Origin of the sequence: Cohnella candidum, assembly GCF_003713065.1 — a bacterium.
GTDB classification, from domain to species: domain Bacteria; phylum Bacillota; class Bacilli; order Paenibacillales; family Paenibacillaceae; genus Cohnella; species Cohnella candidum.
The window spans coordinates 2,206,047-2,220,452 of the sequence record NZ_CP033433.1 but is presented as its reverse complement, the minus strand read 5'-3'; the positions used below and the strand labels follow the sequence as shown (position 1 = coordinate 2,220,452).

Annotated in this window: 17 protein-coding genes; 16 read left to right on the top strand and 1 reads right to left on the bottom strand. The window is 52.6% G+C overall.

Translation table 11 applies throughout. The annotated features are described in order from the left end of the window. The 3 genes from EAV92_RS10560 to EAV92_RS10550 all read left to right on the top strand — a co-directional run bounded on the left by EAV92_RS10560 (position 1) and on the right by EAV92_RS10550 (position 2,591). Positions 1 to 1,035, top strand: a complete 1,035-nt coding sequence (locus EAV92_RS10560) for a Gfo/Idh/MocA family protein (protein ID WP_241158503.1) — start codon at positions 1 to 3, stop codon at positions 1,033 to 1,035. Positions 1,036 to 1,395: 360 nt separating this feature from the next. Beyond that, positions 1,396 to 2,085 carry an alpha/beta fold hydrolase gene (locus EAV92_RS10555; RefSeq protein WP_164472721.1) on the top strand — a complete coding sequence of 230 codons (690 nt, stop codon included), beginning with the start codon at positions 1,396 to 1,398 and terminating at the stop codon, positions 2,083 to 2,085. A gap of 14 nt (positions 2,086 to 2,099) precedes the next feature. Next, a complete protein-coding gene (locus EAV92_RS10550; RefSeq protein WP_123041046.1) occupies positions 2,100 to 2,591 on the top strand; it encodes a DinB family protein in 492 nt (163 codons plus the stop codon). Here EAV92_RS10550 and EAV92_RS10545 read toward each other — a convergent pair. Continuing rightward, positions 2,588 to 3,085: a CBS domain-containing protein gene (locus EAV92_RS10545; RefSeq protein WP_123041045.1), complete on the bottom strand. Its 498-nt coding sequence runs from the start codon at positions 3,083 to 3,085 to the stop codon at positions 2,588 to 2,590. The genes EAV92_RS10550 and EAV92_RS10545 overlap by 4 nt on opposite strands. Positions 3,086 to 3,218: 133 nt before the next feature. Between EAV92_RS10545 and EAV92_RS10540 the strand changes: the two genes are divergently transcribed. From EAV92_RS10540 to EAV92_RS10480, 13 genes are all read left to right on the top strand, one after another. Beyond that, a complete protein-coding gene (locus tag EAV92_RS10540) occupies positions 3,219 to 3,587 on the top strand; it encodes a group I truncated hemoglobin (RefSeq protein WP_123041044.1) in 369 nt (122 codons plus the stop codon). Positions 3,588 to 3,674: 87 nt separating this feature from the next. Beyond that, positions 3,675 to 4,691 (top strand): GTP 3',8-cyclase MoaA, encoded by a 1,017-nt coding sequence (moaA, locus tag EAV92_RS10535; protein WP_123041043.1) that lies wholly within the window; start codon positions 3,675 to 3,677, stop codon positions 4,689 to 4,691. Between the two features lie 117 nt (positions 4,692 to 4,808). Next, positions 4,809 to 5,222, top strand: coding sequence for a DUF2203 domain-containing protein (locus EAV92_RS10530; RefSeq protein ID WP_123041042.1), 414 nt, complete (start codon positions 4,809 to 4,811; stop codon positions 5,220 to 5,222). An 83-nt stretch (positions 5,223 to 5,305) separates the two neighbouring features. Beyond that, positions 5,306 to 5,737: a universal stress protein gene (locus EAV92_RS10525; protein ID WP_123041041.1), complete on the top strand. Its 432-nt coding sequence runs from the start codon at positions 5,306 to 5,308 to the stop codon at positions 5,735 to 5,737. Next, entirely contained in the window at positions 5,620 to 6,054 is a 435-nt protein-coding gene (locus EAV92_RS10520) for a YciI family protein (RefSeq protein WP_338134415.1), read from the top strand. The genes EAV92_RS10525 and EAV92_RS10520 overlap by 118 nt, the downstream gene beginning before the upstream one ends. A gap of 6 nt (positions 6,055 to 6,060) precedes the next feature. Further along, on the top strand, positions 6,061 to 6,729 hold the full coding sequence (locus EAV92_RS10515; protein ID WP_123041039.1) for an MBL fold metallo-hydrolase: 669 nt from the start codon (positions 6,061 to 6,063) through the stop codon (positions 6,727 to 6,729). A 16-nt stretch (positions 6,730 to 6,745) separates the two neighbouring features. Then, on the top strand, positions 6,746 to 7,642 hold the full coding sequence (locus EAV92_RS10510; protein WP_123041038.1) for a proline iminopeptidase-family hydrolase: 897 nt from the start codon (positions 6,746 to 6,748) through the stop codon (positions 7,640 to 7,642). 236 nt (positions 7,643 to 7,878) lie between these two features. Further along, positions 7,879 to 8,103, top strand: coding sequence for a helix-turn-helix domain-containing protein (locus tag EAV92_RS25225; RefSeq protein WP_420888814.1), 225 nt, complete (start codon positions 7,879 to 7,881; stop codon positions 8,101 to 8,103). A 31-nt stretch (positions 8,104 to 8,134) separates the two neighbouring features. Further along, positions 8,135 to 8,716, top strand: a complete 582-nt coding sequence (locus EAV92_RS10500; protein WP_123041036.1) for a DUF5317 domain-containing protein — start codon at positions 8,135 to 8,137, stop codon at positions 8,714 to 8,716. An 818-nt stretch (positions 8,717 to 9,534) separates the two neighbouring features. Continuing rightward, complete coding sequence (locus tag EAV92_RS10495; protein ID WP_338134414.1) at positions 9,535 to 10,920, top strand: bifunctional diguanylate cyclase/phosphohydrolase; 1,386 nt, start codon at positions 9,535 to 9,537, stop codon at positions 10,918 to 10,920. Between the two features lie 175 nt (positions 10,921 to 11,095). Next, complete coding sequence (locus EAV92_RS10490; RefSeq protein ID WP_164472720.1) at positions 11,096 to 12,172, top strand: ABC transporter permease subunit; 1,077 nt, start codon at positions 11,096 to 11,098, stop codon at positions 12,170 to 12,172. Beyond that, positions 12,169 to 13,116: an ABC transporter permease subunit gene (locus EAV92_RS10485; protein ID WP_123041033.1), complete on the top strand. Its 948-nt coding sequence runs from the start codon at positions 12,169 to 12,171 to the stop codon at positions 13,114 to 13,116. The genes EAV92_RS10490 and EAV92_RS10485 overlap by 4 nt, the downstream gene beginning before the upstream one ends. 55 nt (positions 13,117 to 13,171) lie before the next feature. Beyond that, on the top strand, positions 13,172 to 14,404 hold the full coding sequence (locus tag EAV92_RS10480) for an aminopeptidase (protein ID WP_164472719.1): 1,233 nt from the start codon (positions 13,172 to 13,174) through the stop codon (positions 14,402 to 14,404). The last annotated feature ends 2 nt before the right edge of the window (positions 14,405 to 14,406 follow it).

Here is a 14,406-nt window from a genome sequence, read left to right as displayed (position 1 = left end):
ATGTTGAAAGTCGGAGTCGTCGGAACGGGCGGCATTTTTAAATGGGCGCATCTGCCGGGCTGGTTGTCGGTTAAAGAAGCGGAAATCGTTGCGTTCTGCGACGCATTTCCTGGAGCCGCCGAAGCGGTAGCAAAGGATTACCCCGGAACGAAGGCTTACACGGACTACCGCGAAATGATTGCGGATCCGTCCATCGACATCATTGGAATCAGCACGCCGAACCTGTTCCATTCCGAAATCGCGATCGCGGCGCTTCGGCAGGGCAAACACGTTTTCTGCGAGAAGCCGGATGCGGTAAACCCGGTCGAAGCCCAGAAAATGGCGGATGCCGCGCGTGAAACCGGCAAAGTCCTGATGACGATGCGGAACAACCGCTTCAGCTCGGAAGCTCAATTCGTGAAGCGGCTGGCTGAGCAAGGCAAACTCGGCGACCTGTACATGGGACGCTGCGGCTGGATCCGTCGCCGGGGCATTCCGGGACGCGGCGGCTGGTTCACGACGAAGGAACTGTCCGGCGGCGGCCCGTTGATCGACCTGGGCGTGCACATGATCGACCTGGCCATGTGGATCGGCGGCAATCCGAAGCCGGTCACCGTCAGCGGTTCGACCTACCGCAAGTTCGCGGACCGTCCGGACGCGTCCGGCAACGTGCCGGCTGGCACATTCGACGTAGAGGACCTGGCGGCCGGATTCATCCGTTTCGATAACGGCGCTTCGCTGCAAATCGAATTCAGCTGGGCGTCGAACGTTGCGGCCGAGCAGAAGTTTCTCGAGTGGAGAGGCACGGAAGGCGGCTTCAGCCTGATCAACGACAAGCTGAACCTCTTTACGGAAACGGATGGGGTACTGCTCGATCAGCAGCCTCATCTGGAGACCGCCCAGCTTCCGCAGCACACGGCGAACATCCGCCATTTCGTCGAGGTCGTGCTCGGCCGCGAACAGCCGATCATCACCCCCGACCAAGGCGTGGACATGATCAAAATCCTGTCGGCGATTTACGAATCGGCCGAACTCGGCAGGGAAGTTAGATTGTAATCATAGCGTGAAGAGGCGATCACTTGGATCGCCTCTTTTTTCGTGCCGTGGAGCGGCATGGATAGCGGATTGCGATGCAATAGTGGGAAAACCTCCAACTAATTTCAATGTTTTTCTGATTTCTGGAAGAATAATTGGAAAATCTCCCACTAATATCGAGGGTGAATGCCAAGAAAGGCGTTCTGAACGAAATTAGTGGGAGCTTTTCCCACAAATCGGCGGAGTTCTTCATCTGGTGAAGGATTAGTAGGAGTAATTCCCACTAATGCCCAATGACTCTCTTTGTGGTGTCGGTTCTCGACGATTGCGCGGTACAAGGATAAAATGGAAAATAGTCGGGATAGAAGGGGCGCGATTAAGGTGGGAATCGAGTCTAAGAAAGCCAGCCATAACGGCATCGGCATTCACTACCTGGATTCGAATACGGACTCTTCGTTGGTTCCACTGTTGATCTGTCCCGGTTTATCGGAAACGGCGGAAGAATATTTAGATCTGATCGAATATGTTTCTCCGAGAAGATGCGTGGTGCTTTCCTTTCGAGGGAGAGGGCAAAGCGACACTCCAGAACAAGGATACGGCCATCAAGATCATCTCGCGGATATGGAGTGCGTCGTACAATCCGCGCAACTGAACCGGTTTCACCTTTACTCGTATTCCCGAGGAGTGTCCTACGCGTTAGGTTATCTAGAGAAGAACCAATCGAAAGTCGTTTCTCTGATCGCCCAGGACTATCCTCCAGAGCACCGAAAGATGCCCGACGGATGGGCGCAAGAATACATAGCACAGTACCTCGTCATAAGACCGGAGGCTGTGTGGGGCATTCAGAGAGAATCGGATTTCCTTGCATTCGATTTTAAAACTGACATCCGCATGCTCCTCTTAAGAGGAACACTCGAAGGCCGATTGTTAGAAGACAAAGGAATCGACGCCTATCGAAGGATTTGCCCGAAAGTTGCAGTTCGAAACTTCAAATCCTCCGGCCATGACATCCGAAACACCGAGAAAGACCTCTTATTTAAAACGATAAGCGATTTCATCAGCCAATCATAATGGGAGTGAAAGAGATGAACAAAACGGAATACGCATGGGTCCGGCAGACCCGCGGCATCCTTTTCGATTTTTGCGGCGGGCTGGAGCCCGAAAGCTTAACGCGTCCGTTGGACGGATTCGGGTACGCCAGCATTCGGGATATGCTGGTCCACACGGCGGATTGTTACCGCGCATGGATCGGTTCTTTCATTCTGTCGAAAACGAATAAGCCGCTCACGCCGAAAGAAGACATTCCGAATATCAGCTTGGACGGCATCCGAGCGATTTTCGACCAAGCGGATGCACTGGTGGCGGAACTGCTCGGAAGTCCCGATTCGTATATGGATGAACCGATCGACAAAGTGATTCCGTGGAGGACGACAGGCGAAACGCTGACCATCACGCCCCGTAAGCTGCTGATGCATACGGTCACCCACGAATACCATCACAAGGGCCAGATCGTCTCCATGATCCGTCACTTGGGTTATGTTCCGCCGAACACGGACGTGCTGGGAACGGACGATTAACTCGACTCCGAAGACGGTTCGGGAGACGGCTGGCAGAGATAGTTCCGGTATATGAACCGGATGATATCCCCCCGGCTGATGACGCCGGCCAAGCGGCCGTTCTGCTCCACCGGAACTTTTTTGATGTTTTTCTTTCCGAGCAGCGCGGCGATGTCCTCGATATCCTCGTCCCATTGGACTTTAATGACCTTGCGTTGGGCGATGTCCATCACCCCGACCTGATCCAGATTTTTCGAGCGAAGATCGAACGGGTTCTGGTCCCCGAGCACGTAATTGTAGTAAACGCCGAAGTCCACGACGATATCCTTATGTTTGCCGATGTACCGCATGATGTCACCGTCGCTGATGTAGCCGACGATTTGATCGAGGTCGTTGACGACGGGCAGTCCGCTGATCCGGTGCTCGACGAATTTTTCGATGACGTTCTTCACGGTGTCGGTTTCTTTCGCTTTATAAGGGGGCGTGATCATGATTTCACTTGCTTGTGCATTCATTGGGTCTCTGGCTCCAATCCTGTAGAAATACATTGTTAGTATCTTCCAAGCGGGAAGAACCATACACGTCGAATAGGCGTTTCGGGCTGCGGGAAATGTACCTTTATCCCATGAGGTAAAGGAGAGATTTGGCATGAATCAGACGACGGATACGCTGTACGCCAAGCTTGGCGGCCAAGAAACGATCGACAAAGTCGTGGACAAATTTTACGAGAAAGTGCTGGCCGACGATACGGTGAACGGCTTTTTCGAACATACCGACATGGCCAAGCAGCGGAGGCACCAAGCGGCATTCATCGGATACGCGCTCGGAAGCGGCATCGAATTTACGGGAAAATCCATGACGAAGGCCCATCGGGGAATGAACCTGCAGCCGGTTCATTATGACGCGATCGTCTCCCATTTAAGCAAAACGTTGGAGGAATTCCACGTCGCCTCGTCGGACATCGAACAGGTTTTGGGCAAAATCGGTACGCTGAGAAACGACATTTTGTATAAATAACCTTCCTTCCACCTTACATAGGGATGCCCCTGCCTCGAAAATCGGTTAAAATAAGAGATATACAGGGGCGGGGGATGGGGTGGAAACATGCAAACGGAGCAAGAGATCGTCGATCAACTTGGCCGGCCTTTGAGAGATTTGAGAATTTCGGTCACGGATCGATGCAATTTTCGGTGCCGGTATTGCATGCCGGAGGAAATCTTCGGTCCCGACTATGCCTTCATGAGCAAGGAGAGCATTCTTTCCTTCGAGGAAATCACCCGGCTCGCTCGGATTTTTTCGGGGCTCGGGGTAGACAAAATCAGAATCACCGGCGGCGAGCCGTTGCTTAGGCGAGGGTTGCCTCAATTGATCGCGGAAATCCGCCGCATTCCAGGTATCGAAGACATCGCGCTGACAACCAACGGCTCCCTGCTTGGCAAGCAGGCGGCGGAACTGCGGGCTGCGGGATTGGACCGGATCACGGTCAGCCTGGACAGCCTCGACGACGAGCGGTTCGGCGGCATGAACGGTGTCGGATTCCCCGTGGCGACGGTGCTGGAGGGCATTCGGAAAGCCACTGAAGCCGGGCTGAAGGTCAAGATGAATATGGTTGTCCAACGAGGCGTGAACGAGCAGGACATTTTGCCGATGGCCAGGTATTTTAAGGAACGCGGGATCCAGCTTCGTTTCATCGAGTTCATGGACGTCGGAAACTCCAACGGCTGGAAGCTGGATTCCGTCGTGCCGAGCGCCGAAATCCTTCGTTTGCTGCGGACCGAAATGCGTCTGGAGGCGGCTGAGCCGGAACGATTCGGAGAGGTGGCGGAGCGTTACCGGTATGAGGACTGCGGCACGGAGGTCGGCTTTATCTCTTCGGTGTCGCACGCCTTCTGCTCAACATGCACCAGGTCTCGGCTATCCGCCGACGGCAAGCTGTACACGTGCTTGTTTTCGGGTGACGGAACCGACTTAAGGGAACCTTTGCGAAACGGCAGCTCGGACGAGGAGATCGACGGACTGATCCGTTCGGTATGGGGGGCAAGGACGGATCGCTATTCGGAAATCCGGGGACTGCATACCCAGAAGCAAACGAAAGTCGAAATGTCCCGCATCGGCGGTTAACGCGAGGCCGCAGCATATCCGATACAGGGCCGAATCCTCGTGACGAGGGTTTGGCTCTTTTTGGTTTTACTGTTCCAATGCGATCGATTACACTTATTGACAGAGGAGGGATGCGACGTGGACAAGAAGATTTTTACGCTGGAAGAAGCCAACGCGCTCCTGCCGGAGCTGAAAGCCGATCTGCTGGAGTTGCAGCGATTGTCTTCCCGGTTTGAGGAGCTGTACGAGGAGCTGCGGGAGAAGAAGGCAAGACGCGCAGCATCTGCCGTTCAGACGGCGGAAGCGGGCGATCCTTACTTCGAGGAAGAGATTCGACTGGACTTCATGAAAATGGAAGTCGATTTGCTGATCGGAAACTTCGAACGGAAAGGCGTTCTGCTCAAAATGATTCGCCCCGGATTGATCGATTTTCCCGCGGTCATGGATGACGAACCCGTCCTGATCTGCTGGAAAGAAGGAGAAGAGCGCATTTCCCATTATCACGGTTGGAACGACGGATTCATCGGACGCAAGCCGATTCCGGGAGCATAAGGCGACAGGCCATGCGGTAAGCGTGATGAAGGTTTTCCCCATATGATGGAGTAAGAAAGGGATTTCATAAGGGGGAGTCCGTCATGATTTACCACCATCTGCTGGCTGCGTACGACGGCTCGGCATCTGCCGACAGAGCGCTGGATCAAGCGGTGAAGCTGACCGATCGGACGCCGGGGAGCAAGCTGACCGTCGTTCATGTCCTGCACCGTCCGATGCTGGTGATTGACGGATTCGGATGGGCGGTGCCCGAAAGTTATCTTCTAAAGCTGAGGGAGAACGAGGACGCCCTGTTGATGGAAGCGGAACGGAAAATCGCCGTTTTGCCTTACTCCCGCGTCGCGGTACTCTCCGGCAGTCCGGCTTCGGCGATTCTGAAATACGCTTCGGAAAATCTATGCGATCTGATCGTCTTGGGCAGCAGGGGTCTGGGGTCTTTCCAAGAATGGATGCTCGGCAGCGTAAGCCATCAGGTTGCCCAGCAATCCCGCGTTCCCGTACTGATCGTGAAGTAAAATCATTCGGAGGATTCTTCATGTTCGTTATCTCATTAAAATACAAAGTTCCGATTCAGCAGGTTGAACACCATTTGGAGGCACACAGGGCCTTTTTGGAAAAGTACTATGCCAACGGCCATTTCTTGCTGTCCGGACGCAAAGTGCCGCGCACCGGGGGATTGATCGTCGCTTCGGGAAGCGACCGAGATGAAATCGAAAGAATCATCGCACAAGATCCTTTTTACGTTCACCAAATCGCGGACTACGAGGTCACGGAATTCGAGCCGACCCAATGGGACGTACGATTGGATAGTATGATCAATTCGAAGGAGTGAATGAGCATGGCAGCCAACGCCGGAGTCAAACCTTTGAAGTTGGATATTGGCACCAAGGGAGATCCTTTTGTCGTGCATGCGTCCGTATTGTGGGATGAAAACGAATTGGTTTTGGTCGACACCGGTCTGCCGGGGCAGCTCGAGTTGATCCGCGAGGCCATGGAGCGAGAGTCCTTGCCGTTCGATAAACTGACGAAAATCATCATCACGCATCAGGACCGGGACCACATCGGCAGCTTGCCCGAACTGGTTCAGGCTTTCGACGGTAAAATCCAGGTATTGGCGCACGAGGTCGGCGTCCCTTATCTGCAAGGGGAAATCCCGCTGGTCAAGAGCGGTACGTTCGCTAAGCCCGTGAAGGTGGACGTGAAGCTTCAAGACGGCGTTGTCTTGCCGATTGCGGGAGGAGTCAAGGTCATCTTCACGCCCGGCCATACGCCTGATCATATGTGCTTGTACCACGAGCCCAGCCGTACGTTGATTACCGGCGATGCCCTCACGGCGGACAACGGCGTACTCATGCCGCCGAATCCGAAGGTAACTCCGGATTGGGAGGGTGCGATCCATTCTTTGTCCAAGCTGCTGGACTACGACATCGCAACGGCCATTACCTACCACGGAGGAGTGTGCACGGACAACATCCGCGAACGGCTCACCGAGATTTCCGCATCATGACGGGGAGGTTGCAGCATTGAACGTGAAGGAAGGCCATATCAAGGTCCCCGGTGGGCGGGTATGGTATGTGTGCATGGGCGCATGGGGCGAGAGCGAAGGCAAACCCCTCCTCGTGCTGCATGGCGGACCCGGCAATACCCATGGCCCGCTGAAGTCTGTGCTGGGCGCCTTATCCGAAAGCCGGCCGGTCATTTTCTACGATCAGTTGGGTTCGGGTTACTCCGATAGGCCGGAAGATCCGTCGTTTTGGCATACCGAACGTTTCGTAGAGGAATTGGTTTGCGTTCGAGATGCGTTGAAATTGGACGAGTTCCATCTGTTCGGCCATTCCTGGGGAACGATGCTGGCTGCCTCTTATTTGACCGAAAGAAGGCCGGCCGGCGTTCTCAGCGCCATTTTCTCCAGCCCTTGTTTGAGCGCACGGCGTTGGAAAGAAGACGCCGACCGCTATCTCGAGCAGCTGCCGGAAGACGTTCGAACGACGATCGCCTTCCACGAGGAGCAAGGGACGACGGGTTCGGAAGCTTACCAGGAAGCGATGAAGGATTATTACCGAAGGCATGTTTGCAGATTAGACCCGTGGCCCGAAGTGATGGCGGAAGCACGGCCTCTGGCGAACAAGGACATTTACCTGCAAATGTGGGGGCCTTCGGAGTTTTTTTCGACCGGCAGCCTGAAAACCTACGATATCACGGATCGCCTGCCTGAAGTTTCCGTCCCGTCCTTGTTTTTGTGCGGCCGTTATGATGAAGCATCGCCCGATTCCACTCGGTACTATCAGTCTCTGGTGCCAAACTCGGAAGGACATGTGTTCGATAATAGCTCTCACGTGGCCTATTTGGAGGAAACCCGGGAGTACCTGCAAGTGGTTAAAGAGTTTTTGAATAAAGTAGAAGGAACCGCGAGGGAATGAAGATTCCCTGGCGGTTTTTATTTGTTTGAGCAAGGGTTGTTATTTTTGCTTGAATTCGGAAATTTGCCGTTTTCGGCCAGCAGGATATTGCGACATTGTGCGGAATTGAAAAGGTTGGGTAAATGTCCGATGAAGGGTATTTAAATCTTTGGAAAAAAATGCGAAAAAAAAGATTGACGTCCGATGTCGGACAATCTATAATCAAGTCAGACAGCAAACGTTTACAAAAGTAGAAGATGGTGAAACTTCCGAAATTCCACCTTGCTTCTGTAGAAGGAGGAGACATTTTGAACCCGCTCAACGAGATCATGTCGACAGAAGAAGCATCCAGAATGTGGGGAGTCCACCAAGACCATGTCAAACGGTTGTGTCGCGAGGGTAAGGTCGTCTGCCGGAAATTCGGCAAAACTTACATTCTCGAAAAGAACCAACCGAAGCCCGGCGCTAAAAGGGCGATTTAAATCATTCCGTTTGGCGAAGGGAACTGCTTAGATGGTTTATGACGGTATCGTAATCGGGTTGATCGTCGGATTCATCCGCGCCGGTTGGCGCAATGGACTCGCGGCGCTCTCCCAGATCCGGATCAAAGGCGGATTGATTTTCCCGATCTTGCTGGCAATCCAGTTCATCCTGTATTTCCTGGCTGGAAAGTTCTCCTTCATCGAGCAATACAACGGTTACCTGTTCATGGCGGTCTATGTAGCAGGCTTGTATGTCCTCGCGATTAATCGGAAGGAAAAAGGCTTCTGGTGGATTTTCGCAGGCGTTGCCTTGAACTTTATCGTGATGCTAGTGAATGGGGGCAAGATGCCGGTATCGGTAGAGGCTGCATCGGTGCTGGATCCGGTTTACGTGGAAATGCTCAAAAGCGGAGATATTGTTTCTAAGCACGTTGCATTAACGAATAACACGATACTTCCTTTTCTTGGGGATATCATTCCGATCACCACTCCATATCCCAGGGATCAAGTCATTAGTATCGGTGACGTAATTATGAACTTCGGCATCTTCATCTATCTGCAGCATGTAATGGTAGGACACAAACAGAGAACTTCCTTTGTTGAGACAAAATAATATAAAAACATTATCCGAGAGGAGATTAATATTTATGAAAAAACTCGAAGGAATCAAAATCACCCGCATTCTGTTCAATGCCGTTATCGTTGCTTCGGTTATCATCGCTCTTACATCCGGATATAAAATCAATTAATGGAGGCATAATACATATGAAAAAACTCGAAGGAATCAAAATTACCCGCATTCTGATCAACGCCGCTATCGTCGCTTCCGTAATTATCGCACTCACATCGGGATACAAAATTAACTAAGAATGAGTTAATATGAAAGGGAAACAGGAAACTCCTGTTTCCCTTATCTTATTTTCAATAGAGAATGAAAGGTCGGAAACGGAAATGGGTGTCGCTCGCAAACTCTATACACAACTGCGTCAACCCGGGCACACCTATGCTTTCTTGGTTTGCCTTGCAGGCGTAAGCTTATTTTTGTTGACCATTAACGGATCTTTCTTCTCTTACACAATGTCCGATTGGGTGATGATCTATGCCATGGGCGCCGCAGTCATCATCTTGGATTATTTCATGTTTCAGCTTCCTCCGGAGGGTAACAGGCAGTCAATGGACTCTTCCGTCTTTTTGGCTGCGATATTTGTATATGGAGTAAGTTTTTCCTTGTTCGTTTTGATGATCAGTTCAGTTATCATCGCTTTGTCCAAACGTAAAGTGGCTTGGTGGAAACATCTTCTTAATTTTTCGATCTACGCGTTTATGATTGTTGGAGCGAATGTCTTTTACCACATGTTCGGCGGCATTACAGGAGCGTTTCAATTAGATCGTGCATTTGCTTATCTGGTTTCTTTGGCGGTATATTTCATCGTGAACGTTCTTTTTGTCGGCTACTATTACTATCTTCTCTATAAAGGCACTTTATACGAATTTATCAAAAACATATTAAAAGATACGCTATTCGCTTACTTGAGCACGTTATTGCTGTCCATCGTACTGGTAATTCTCCTGGTGGAAAGCAAGTCGTTCGGCCTATTCTTACTACTCGCGATCGCCATGCTATTGTCTCATGGATTCCGACAGCTTTTCTTGATGTATAATGCCGTAAGCGAGAAAGCGAATACCGATCAACGCACCGGGTTGTACAGCCACAGCTACTTCGAGGAAAAGCTCGACGAATACATGAAGCAGGCCAGGGAGCAGAACGTTCCGCTCAGTTTGGTCATGATTGACCTCGACGATTTCAAGAAATACAACGATGCATTCGGCCATCCTCAAGGGGACCGGCTGCTCGGTTTTTTCGGTAATCTCGTCAAAACGGAATGCCAGCCGAAGGATTTGTTCGCCGCGCGTTACGGCGGCGAAGAGTTTTCGATCATCATGCCGGGATTCACCAAAGCGCAAGCGAAAACTTTCGTAGACACGTTCCGCAAAAAAGTCAACAATACGCCTTTCGAAGGGGTTGAGGTTTTCCCTCACGGCTGCGTTTCTTTCTCGGCAGGCATTTTGGAAGTGAACAAAGAAACGTACGACAAGTCGCAGCTGATTGACTGGGCGGATCGGGCGTTGTACGCGGCGAAGTCCAAGGGCAAAAACACCGTGTTCATTTACGGGGAAGAGAGTCGGCTGCCGCAAAGCCTCGCGAACGACATCAATGAGCTGGAGCAGCAAATCAAGATTTTCCTTTCCAAAGACGTCTACACGTTTAAGCACTCCAAGCGGGTATTCTCTTATGCCGTCGACATGGCGGAGGTGCTGAACCTGAATGAGGAGGATCGCCGTCTTCTCGTATTGGGAGCGCTCATCCACGATATCGGCAAGCTGGAGATTCCAAGGGACATTTTGAACAAGAAGAGCAAATTGACCCATGAGGAATGGGAGATCGTCAAGAAGCACGTGTTGTGGGGCAAAGAGATCGTATCCGTGTCCGACAAGTTCAAGGATCTCGTTCCGCTGGTGGAGTTGCACCATGAACGTTATGACGGCAAAGGTTATCCGCACGGCTACAAGGGCGAGGAAATCCCAAGGCTCGCCCGCATGCTCTGCATCATCGATTCGTTCGATGCGATGACGACGGAAAGGCCATATCAGGAAACGAGATCGTTCGCGGACGCCCTGCAAGAAATCCGCCGGTGCGCCGGCTCGCAGTTCGATCCGGAATTGGCCGAGCTCTTCATTCGGTGCATGGAAGGGAAAGTGGCGATCGATTTTACGGAAGCCGCGGCTGCTCAAGAGCCATACGAACAGGATAGTTAGAACAAAAAGGAGAGCCGAACGGCTCTCCTTTTTTTATGGAAATCCTTAGGTAATCTTAGGGAAATGGTTTACATTTAATGGATATATGTACATCTAAATCCTATGAACCTCTTTTAGGCGAATGCTAAACTATGAGAAGGTAAGTTTCAATCGAAGTCGGAACGGGAGCGATAATGTGTACAAGTCGATGCTTAAATGGGTCGCCATCGGTCTACTTACCGTGTTCGGTATCTTTCTGCTGGGCAATGTCAGTAATTTGTTCATCAACGAATCTCCGGATCGCATTGCCTTAAAGATTTCGATGAGCGAAAAGCTGCAAACGGTTTCTTCCAAAATTCCGCATACCACGGTCGCTGACGAAGACCACGGGATCTTGTCGATTCCTTACGGAAGCGCACAGGAGTATATCGCGAAGGCAACGAAGGTATCCGGCGTCTACCAGGCCATGAGTGTCCCTCTCGAACATCCGCAAATTTCGCCCAGGTTCTATTTTTATACGTTAGGGAAACAAATGGTCAACTATCTGCGAGGCGATCTCGGAGTCGTCGTCACGGGCACGGGAAAGGCCAAAATTCCGGCAACGGAAGCGATCAAGGAAATGATCCCGAGGACGTTCCGCTACTTCATTCCTTCTTTGGTGACTGCACTGGTCCTGTCCATGTTGTTCTCCCTTCTCGCATCGCAAAATCGGAGGTCGGGCAAAGTGCTGGACGGCATACACGCACTGCTGGTCTCGGTCCCGGACTTTTTCCTCGTCACGTTGATCACGTTCTTGGCCATCATCGTCTATAAAAATTTGCACATTCGCCTTGCACTGGTCGTTCAATTCGGAGATCAGGTGCCGTTTCTGATCCCATTCCTCACGACCGCTCTCATTCCCGGCGTCATGATTTACGGCACGCTTCGGCTGGCGTTCCAGCGGGAACTGTCGCAAAACTATGTCGTAACCGCGAGGGCCAAAGGGCTGTCGCAAGCGGAAGTGCTGTGGAAGCACGTGCTCCGCAACGTTATGGAGGATCTGCTGGCCGTGCTGCCGAAAGCGACCACGGCCGCGCTCGCCAGCATGGCTGTTGCCGAGGCGGCCTGCGACATTCTCGGTCTTGGCGGATTCATCGTCAGTCCGAGAATGCAGGGAGTAAGCATGCTTCCCCTGACTTGCCTTGCGCTTGCCGTCGTGTCCATGTTGTTCCACGGGCTGTACGCCCTGCTTCGCAAGCGTTACGTCGTCAGCACGAAAGAGGTATCCGCATGAGGCAACGAAACCGAGGCACGATTTTATACTATCTCTCCTGGGTGCTGATCGTCTTGGTCGTCCTGACGGCTCTCCTCGGGAGCTGGATCAAGCCCCACGGCCTTTCGGACCCCGACAAGATCCATCTCCATCAGGAAATGGTCGACGGGAAGATGAAGTACAAATCGCCGCCGTTCGAGCCGAATGCCGACTTCATGCTCGGAACGGACCATCGGGGCTACGACGTCTTCAGCCTGCTGCTTAACGGAATGAAGTACACGCTCGGCTACGCTTTGCTGCTTACGCTGTTCCGTTTCCTGATCGCGCTGCCTTGGGGTGTATGGACCGGCACGACCGGCAAAGGCGGGGGGCTGCTGCGCTACATGCAGTGGGTCATTTCGGCCGTGCCCGCTTTTTTGTTCCTGTACCCTCCTTTGGCGGGAATGTATTACGGGCTCGGGTTAGACGCCGCGGCGAAAGCCGACCCCTCCTACAAAATGCTGTTTACCGTCACGTTTTACGTCATGGTTACGTTTGTCGGGGTATTCCCGCTGGCCTATCAACTGAGAGAAAGGGCCCGTTTCTACCACGACAAGCTGTACGTGGACGTTTCGCGCCTGATGGGCGGTTCGCTCCGCCATCGGATCGTACGCCATGTGCTGCCGAATATGCGGCTTGAGCTATTGTTCCTGTTCTTGAGCGAGTTCGTACAGGTACTGTTTCTGATGGGACAGCTGGCCGTGTTCAAAATCATGATCGGCGGCGCGGAGACGCTGGAAGTGGATCTCGGCGAATACATGGAAATTACGGCGACCGGGGAGTGGAACTCCCTGCTGGCTTACGGAATCGAATACATCCGCCAATATCCTTGGATCATCCTTAGCGCGAGCACGTCTTTGTTCCTGCTGATCCTGTCGGTCCAGTTTTTCCTGGCTCAGTTGAAAAGGCGCTTCGGCGGCGTGTAAGATGTAGGTGACTCGCCGGATGGGTCCATATCATCCCAATAGTGGAGGAATGACCGTGACGAACTTTTTGAAAAAGCTGGAGCAATACGCCGAAATCACCGTGAAGGTGGGTTTGAACATTCAGCCGGGCCAGGCACTCTGGATTAACGCGCCGATCCTTGCGCCGGAACTTGTTCGATTCATTACCGCCAAGGCTTATGAAGCCGGCGCCAAGGACGTTTATGTAGAATGGTACGACGATACGATCACGCAGTTGAAATATAAAATGGCCCCCGATGAGGCATTCGAGCAATATCCGGCCTGGCGTGTCCAAGCCGTCGAGGAGATTGCCGAAAACGTCGGCGCTTATCTCCTGATCGATTCTAGAGACCCGGAACTGCTGAAAGACGCGGCGCCTGACCGTATCGCGGCATACTCCAAAGCGGCGGGCAAAGCGCTGTCCAAATGGAGGCAGCATATGACCTCCGACAAGTTCTCCTGGACGATCATCGGCGCCGCCTCCCGGGCTTGGGCCAAGATGGTCTTTCCCGATCTTGACGGGGACGAAGCCGTTCAAGCCTTGTGGGAAGCGATCTTCCAAGCTTCAAGAGTGACGGGCGACAACCCGGTCGGAAATTGGGAGCAGCACTCCGCGTCCCTGCAATCGAAGCGGGAGTATTTGACCCAAAAACAGTACCGCAAGCTGCATTACCGCGCTGACGGCACCGAATTGACCGTAGAGCTGCCGAAAGGCCATATTTGGGCCGGAGCTTCGGCCATGAATGAGAAAGGGGCTTCTTTCAGCCCAAATATTCCGACGGAAGAAGTGTTCACGTCCCCGAGCCGCGAGGGAACGAACGGTTACGTGCGCAGCTCGAAGCCGCTTAGTTACCAGGGCAACATCATCGAGAATTTCGCGATGAAATTCGAGAACGGCAAGGTCGTGGACTTCCAGGCGGAGCAAGGCTATGAGGCGCTCAAAGGGTTGCTCGACCTGGACGAGGGCGCCCGTTATTTGGGCGAAGTGGCTCTCGTACCGCATGATTCTCCTATCTCGAATTCCAACCTCATTTTTTACCAGACCTTATACGACGAGAATGCTTCCAGCCATTTGGCCATTGGGCAGTCGTTCGCATTCTGCCTGGAGAACGGGAAGAATTTGAGCCCGGAAGAGCGGCTGAAGGCGGGGCTGAACGACAGCAACACCCACGTGGATTTCATGATCGGTACGGCCGACATGGACATCGACGGGGAAACGGCGGACGGACGGCTAGAGCCCGTATTCCGCAAAGGAAACTGGGCCTTCTAAGG

What these genes read in the sequence shown, in the direction of transcription:
- EAV92_RS10520 (WP_338134415.1), top strand. Translation starts at nt 5,620, where the DNA reads ATGCGATCTGATCGTCTTGGGCAGCAGGGGTCTGGGGTCTTTCCAAGA.
- EAV92_RS10540 (WP_123041044.1), top strand. Translation starts at nt 3,219, where the DNA reads ATGAATCAGACGACGGATACGCTGTACGCCAAGCTTGGCGGCCAAGAA.
- EAV92_RS10560 (WP_241158503.1), top strand. Translation starts at nt 1, where the DNA reads ATGTTGAAAGTCGGAGTCGTCGGAACGGGCGGCATTTTTAAATGGGCG.
- EAV92_RS10525 (WP_123041041.1), top strand. Translation starts at nt 5,306, where the DNA reads ATGATTTACCACCATCTGCTGGCTGCGTACGACGGCTCGGCATCTGCC.
- EAV92_RS10500 (WP_123041036.1), top strand. Translation starts at nt 8,135, where the DNA reads ATGGTTTATGACGGTATCGTAATCGGGTTGATCGTCGGATTCATCCGC.
- moaA (WP_123041043.1), top strand. Translation starts at nt 3,675, where the DNA reads ATGCAAACGGAGCAAGAGATCGTCGATCAACTTGGCCGGCCTTTGAGA.
- EAV92_RS10550 (WP_123041046.1), top strand. Translation starts at nt 2,100, where the DNA reads ATGAACAAAACGGAATACGCATGGGTCCGGCAGACCCGCGGCATCCTT.
- EAV92_RS25225 (WP_420888814.1), top strand. Translation starts at nt 7,879, where the DNA reads ATGGTGAAACTTCCGAAATTCCACCTTGCTTCTGTAGAAGGAGGAGAC.
- EAV92_RS10545 (WP_123041045.1), bottom strand. Translation starts at nt 3,085, where the DNA reads ATGAATGCACAAGCAAGTGAAATCATGATCACGCCCCCTTATAAAGCG.
- EAV92_RS10485 (WP_123041033.1), top strand. Translation starts at nt 12,169, where the DNA reads ATGAGGCAACGAAACCGAGGCACGATTTTATACTATCTCTCCTGGGTG.
- EAV92_RS10515 (WP_123041039.1), top strand. Translation starts at nt 6,061, where the DNA reads ATGGCAGCCAACGCCGGAGTCAAACCTTTGAAGTTGGATATTGGCACC.